The sequence below is a fragment of the Ornithinibacillus scapharcae TW25 genome, from assembly GCF_000190475.1.
Lineage (GTDB): Bacteria > Bacillota > Bacilli > Bacillales > Amphibacillaceae > Ornithinibacillus > Ornithinibacillus scapharcae.
The window spans coordinates 1-5,931 of the sequence record NZ_AEWH01000034.1 but is presented as its reverse complement, the minus strand read 5'-3'; the positions used below and the strand labels follow the sequence as shown (position 1 = coordinate 5,931).

General features: G+C 38.1%; 6 protein-coding genes. 3 read left to right on the top strand and 3 right to left on the bottom strand.

Translation table 11 applies throughout. The features are described 5' to 3' along the window. The first annotated feature begins 207 nt into the window (after positions 1-207). Both G5W_RS0108030 and G5W_RS0108025 read left to right on the top strand, forming a co-directional pair. A complete protein-coding gene (locus G5W_RS0108030; protein WP_010095694.1) occupies positions 208-1,230 on the top strand; it encodes an aminoglycoside phosphotransferase family protein in 1,023 nt (340 codons plus the stop codon). A gap of 346 nt (positions 1,231-1,576) precedes the next feature. Then, positions 1,577-3,106: an FAD-dependent oxidoreductase gene (locus G5W_RS0108025; protein WP_010095693.1), complete on the top strand. Its 1,530-nt coding sequence runs from the start codon at positions 1,577-1,579 to the stop codon at positions 3,104-3,106. Positions 3,107-3,168: 62 nt separating this feature from the next. On the opposite strand, the gene modB is transcribed toward G5W_RS0108025, so the two are convergent. The 3 genes from modB to G5W_RS0108010 form a co-directional block, all read right to left on the bottom strand. Next, the gene (gene modB / locus G5W_RS0108020) at positions 3,169-3,849 is read right to left on the bottom strand and encodes a molybdate ABC transporter permease subunit (protein WP_029191062.1); all 681 of its coding nucleotides are present in this window, start codon (positions 3,847-3,849) and stop codon (positions 3,169-3,171) included. Then, positions 3,830-4,612 carry a molybdate ABC transporter substrate-binding protein gene (gene modA, locus G5W_RS0108015; protein ID WP_010095691.1) on the bottom strand — a complete coding sequence of 261 codons (783 nt, stop codon included), beginning with the start codon at positions 4,610-4,612 and terminating at the stop codon, positions 3,830-3,832. Before modA ends, modB begins: the two co-directional genes overlap by 20 nt. A gap of 84 nt (positions 4,613-4,696) precedes the next feature. After that, positions 4,697-5,575: a LysR family transcriptional regulator gene (locus tag G5W_RS0108010; RefSeq protein WP_010095689.1), complete on the bottom strand. Its 879-nt coding sequence runs from the start codon at positions 5,573-5,575 to the stop codon at positions 4,697-4,699. 113 nt (positions 5,576-5,688) lie between these two features. Here G5W_RS0108010 and G5W_RS20750 point away from each other — a divergent pair. Next, the coding region (locus tag G5W_RS20750; RefSeq protein WP_010095687.1) for a citrate/2-methylcitrate synthase at positions 5,689-5,931 on the top strand (243 nt) is incomplete at its 3' end.

The following is a 5,931-nucleotide window of genomic DNA, read 5'->3' as shown; positions in this document are numbered from 1 at the left end:
AAGGGTTTAAATGCTGGCGGGGTCATTTCCCAAATTAAAGGCAATTATCTTGTCACAGTTAAAGAAAGACAATTATCGCGAAAATGCTTTCCCAGCAGTATGAGAACAAGTATTGCCAAGGCAAAACGAGTTACCCAATCGACAGGGATCGAAATAAAATGATCCCATGCAGAGCAAGCAAACAAAGAGAAACGGAGGGTGGAAGAAATGATTATTAAATTCGAAAAGCTGATTTATGCCTTAAGCCGACAGTTCAAGAGGGATATCATCTATGCCGATTCCCAAACCACGCAATTACAGAGAGGAACGGTGGGAAATGTGTACCTAATAACGGGGAGCGCTGAAACAGCGGATGGTGAAAAATTGCCATACCGTATCGTTCTAAAAATTCAGAAGAAATGGGAGCGTTACGGAGATCCAGGTTCATGGCGTCGGGAATATGATTTATATGCGTCCGACTTCGGTGCGACGTTCTCAGATGCCTTCCGCTGGCCGACATGTTATCATGCCGAAATCAATGCCGATGAAAATGAATTCCAGCTATGGCTGGAATATATCGATGGCGTAACCGGATTAGACTTGACCGGTGACATGTATGAACAGGCTGCGCTAGAGTTAGGACGCTATCAAGGCAAACTGTATTTGGAGCAACCCGCTGTATTGCAGAGCCTTAACAACCTGAGCCATGCAGATTTCATGAAGAATATGTATCTGCATTACCGGTCATGGCCGGTCGTTTACAATTATATACGCTCGGAAGACTGCGAATTGCCGCAACACTTACGGCAAATGCTCATCAACATCGATAAGCACGCTGACGAGATACTAGCTCGCATAGAAAGACTGCCACTTGTGCTTTGCCACCGGGACTTCTGGGTGACCAACCTGATTTATGCCGATGGGAAAATCGCGCTCATTGATTGGGACACATCCGGATGGGGTTACATGGGAGAAGATCTCGCAAGTCTGATTGCGGATGAATCGGATATCAATCACATGGTCGAATACTACCAGCGATGCGTTCCTGCGTATTATAGAGGATTTTCGCAGTATGTGGATGTAACACATATCGCTGATAACTGCGTCTATGAGATGATCCTTCTTGTATTTGGCTACAGACTTGTGGAGTCGTATATCTACGCAGAGGACGATGACGAGAAGACAAATCAAGTCCTTACGCTTCAAAAAATCTATGAAATGAAGGCAATCCCTGTGCAGGGTAGACTCTAAAAAAAGAAACTCCAAAAACCTTAGAATGTAGTGGGTTTTTGGAGTTTCTTTCATTACTATCACCCGTTCGTCGCTGAGACTTGCTTGTAATTTTCTTTACCTTGTTAAAAATGGAGGAATCGTCAGGAAAATGTGCTTAGCATTGTAAATTCGCATTTTCCTGACGGTACCCCTTATAGAGAGTTTTGGCCTTGTTTGCTAGTTCACTCATTATTTTTACTTCGTTGAGCCATTCAAAAAGAAGTTATTTGTTTGATTAATAATTAATCCATCTTAAGGTAATAGTAATTAATGGATATTTATATTTAACACTGCATAAATAAGCGTGAAGTTAGGAGTGATTAACATGTCAGACACAAAAGAACTACCACAGTTTCCAGAACCATATTGGAGGGATAACCTAGAAATTCCAAGCTTTCCAAAGTTAAAAGAAAAAATAAGTGTCGATGTCGGAATTGTTGGTGGAGGTATTGCAGGTATTACTGCTGCATATCTACTTTCAAAAGAAAACCTTAAAGTGGCACTGATTGACGCTGGTGTCCTTTTAAACGGAACAACAGGACATACAACTGCCAAAGTAACGGCACAGCATGGGCTTATTTACGATGAATTTATCAAGCATTTCGGTGAGGAGAAAGCAAAGCTATATTATGAAGCTCAAATGGAAGCAAAGGAATTTATTGAACAGACAACGAAGGAGCTTCAAATAGACTGTGAATTAGAAGAACATGATGCCATCATCTATACGAATTCAGATGAATACATAACTCAGTTAGAAAATGAGAAAAAAGCGTATGACCAACTGGGTATCGAAGGAGAATTAATAGACACTATACCATTACAAGTACCTCATAAAAAGGCTTTAATCATGAAGAATCAAGCACAATATCATCCGTTGAAATTTTTAAAAGTACTTGTCGAAGAATGCGTAAAGAATGGCGTTCAATTTTACGAGAATACGACTGCAGTTGATGTGGAGTATAATAAGCATCCTGCAATTGTAACCAGAGATGGTCATCGAATTATTAGTAAGTTTGTATTTGCCGCATCACATTTCCCATTTTATGATGGACAAGGCTTCTATCCGACTAGAATGTATGCGGATAGGTCATATATATTAGCGGTGAAAGCGAAAAAGAAATACCCTGGTGGAATGTATCTTTCTGCAGAACTACCCACTAGATCATTGCGTTCTGTAACCATTAATGGGGAGGAAGTTTGGCTTGTTATTGGGCAAGACCATAAGACGGGTCAAGGAAAATCGACAATTGAACATTACCATGCCCTACAGGATTTTGCAGAAGCACACTTAGGTGTTGAGAAAATCTTATATCGATGGTCAGCACAAGACTTGATCACGCTAGATAAACTACCATATGTTGGGCGAATTTCAGAGAATGAACATGCTATATTTGTAGCAACGGGATTTAGAAAATGGGGGATGACTAACGGTACGGTAGCAGCTAAGCTCGTCTCCGATCTCATATTGGGTAACGATAGCCCATATGAAGAACTCTATACGCCATCTAGATTTCAAGCAGACCCTTCTTTACGAAAGGTAGTTCAAATTAATGCAGATGTTGCCAAGCATTTAATAAAGGGCAAGTTAGAGTTCACGGACAATAATATACATGCATTAGCTGCAGATGATGCCACAGTGACACGTATTAATGGGAAAAGAACAGGAGTTTATAAAGATCTTGAAAGTAATCTTCACGCTGTGGACACAACTTGTACCCATATGGGCTGTGAGGTGGAATGGAATTCTGGCGAGAGAACATGGGATTGTCCATGCCATGGATCTAGATTCTCGTATACTGGTGAGGTTATGGAAGGTCCTGCCAAACGTCCATTAGAGCGAATAGATGTTGAATGACTAGTATAAAACTAGCGTAGTTACATGAACTACGCTAGTTTTTATTCCTGATAAAAAGAAATTTAAACTTCCTTTTTACGAATTGCTAGTAGCATTAGAAAGGATATTAAAACAATTGATATTACCCACAGCCATGCAAGTGTCATATTTCCAGAGTCAATAGCTATATAGATTGCTGTCGGTACGGTTTGTGTAACACCAGGTATATTACCTGCAAACATTAATGTGGCACCAAATTCACCTAAAGCGCGTGCCAAGCTTAATATACATCCAGAGATTAATACCCGAGAAGCAAGTGGTATAGAAACGAAAAAGAAGACCTTCGACTCACTTGCACCATCTAATCTTGCTGCATTCTCAATCGCGATATCTACTCCTTGAAATGCAGATTTTGCTGATTGATACATTAGTGGGAATGCTACAACTGCAGCTGCTATAACCGCTGCCCACCATGTGAACATGATAGGTTGATGAAATAACCATTCTATAGCCTTTCCTGCAAAACTATTTCTCCCAAATATAACGATAAGGAAAAAGCCAATAACAGTAGGGGGGAGAACCATCGGAAGCATGATAATCGTTTCTAATATCGCCTTTCCTCGAAACAATCTTCTAGCTAAATACCTCCCAAGAACTGTTCCCCAAAAAATTACCAATATACCTGAGACAGCAGCAACTTTTAAGGAAAGTATGATTGGGCTAAGAAATTCCTCTGAAAATAAATTAGAAAGTAATGAATCCATCATTCTCAAATACCTCTAAAACATCATCTTTCTGTAAAAAGTAATAAAAATCTTTCGCTGCCTCAAAATGTTTCGTTCCTTTTATAATCCCAACAGGATAGTGAATTGCTGAATGGGAGTCAGGAACAGCTGATTCAATTATTATCACCTTATCTGACGGCAGAGCGTCTGTTCTATAAACAATACCAGCCCCTACATTGCCAGTTTCGACATAAGATAGAACTTGACGGACATCCTTGGCATAAACAATTTTGGATTCTACATCGTTCCAAATATTGATATATTCGAGTGTTTCCTTAGCATATTCTCCTGCAGGTACGGTTTCAGGTATCCCGATGGCGATGTGTTCAATTTTTTTATTCGTTAAATCCTTAAAACTCAAAAGGTTTGATGGATTACTAGTCTCAGCTATCAAAACAATTTCGTTTTTAAGAAGTGGCGCATTATTCTCCTCGTCGATTAGACCACTTTCTATTAGCGTATTAAATTTCGGTTCAGAAGAGGAGAAGAATATATCGACAGGTGCCCCTTGTGAGATTTGTTGTTGTAAGGATCCTGACCCACCAAAGTTAAATCGTACATTTACATGAGGATATTCTTCTTCAAATAATTCTTTAACCTCTTCTAATGAATCCTTTAAACTAGCTGCTGCAGATACAGTTAGTTCAATCTCTTCGCTATTTGACTGCTCATTCGGAGAACAACCTGTCATACTTATGAACCATAGTCCAATGAAAATGCTAGTTAATATTACGTTTTTCATGTTATCACCTCTTGTTTGTTACCGAAACTTTAATCTATTTATAGTTTACTATATCTATCTCTCATTCCGTTAATCATCTATGATTTAGCCAAAGTGAAAGGAAGAGATATAACTTAATAGTTCTGAATCAAATTGCTGCTGGTTCTTATACAAAAAGTACATTCTGGCTTTTGGGATATGTAAGAATTCTGTGGGTACTTCTAGTAATCTACCTTCCAATAACTCTCTTTTAATGCTAGATTTTGGTAAAAAGCTTACACCTATGCCTTCAAGTATAAATCGCTTTGTAATATAGGATTGGTTTACCTTCATCATTCTTAGCGTTGGAAATCGTATTGTTAGCTGTCCCTTTAATGGTCCCCAATAAAAAGGATGATTATCGGTAAAAACTGTGTTTTGTTCCAAAATTTCAGCCGCATCAAGAAAAGGTCCTGATTCCAAATCGTAACCATCGTGTCTAATAACAAGCGATACTTCTTCTTCATGAAAAAGGATGGTTTGAATTAAGCTCGATCCTGGAAGGCATGATAATCCGATATCTACATTTCCATTCTCTATTTGCTGAGATATTTCCGTTGATTCCATTACTTGAATAGTAAATTCAACATTCGGATGTGCAATCATATATCGTTGTAATATGGTAGGTAGAATCGTATCAGCAAGTAAAGGAGAAATCGCAATCAGGATATGTTTGTGAAATCCTTGTTTAAATTGATTAATTTTATGGATACTTTTTTCGTATTGAGCAACGATACCCAATGCTTCTTGATAAAAAACCTTTCCAAACTCCGTCAAGACGATATTTCTACCAGATTTTACGAATAATTGCCCCCCTAATTCTTTTTCTAATTGTTTCATCTGTAGTGATATAGCTGGTTGTGTCAAATAAAGCTTTTCGGCAACTTCTCTGTAATTTTCATATTCAGCAGCGAGGATAAAGGTTTTGATTAATCGTATATCCATAGCGAACACCCCATCAATAAGTATTACTTATTATTATAGTAAAAATTATTAAATTTTAATAATCTTTTTACTATCATACAATGATGATAAGAAAAGGGAAGGGAAGTGGGGAGATGTTTAACCCTGGTTTGAAAGGAGTTACGGCAGTTCAAACAGTTTTAAGTGACATTGATGGACAACAAGGTTTACTCTCGTATAGAGGTCGATCAGTTCAGACTTTAGTGGATAATTTTTCATTTGAGGAAGTAGCATATTTTTTATTATATGGAACATTTCCAAAGCCTAAGATATATGAAGAATTTATAAATGAATTAAAAAACTATCGTAAGTTATCAAACTATATAGTGAATATCCTT

Bases quoted from the DNA above. Each gene is read 5' to 3' on its own strand.
- G5W_RS0108010 (WP_010095689.1), bottom strand. From the start codon at position 5,575: ATGGATATACGATTAATCAAAACCTTTATCCTCGCTGCTGAATATGAA.
- G5W_RS0108025 (WP_010095693.1), top strand. From the start codon at position 1,577: ATGTCAGACACAAAAGAACTACCACAGTTTCCAGAACCATATTGGAGG.
- modA (WP_010095691.1), bottom strand. From the start codon at position 4,612: ATGAAAAACGTAATATTAACTAGCATTTTCATTGGACTATGGTTCATA.
- modB (WP_029191062.1), bottom strand. From the start codon at position 3,849: ATGGATTCATTACTTTCTAATTTATTTTCAGAGGAATTTCTTAGCCCA.
- G5W_RS0108030 (WP_010095694.1), top strand. From the start codon at position 208: ATGATTATTAAATTCGAAAAGCTGATTTATGCCTTAAGCCGACAGTTC.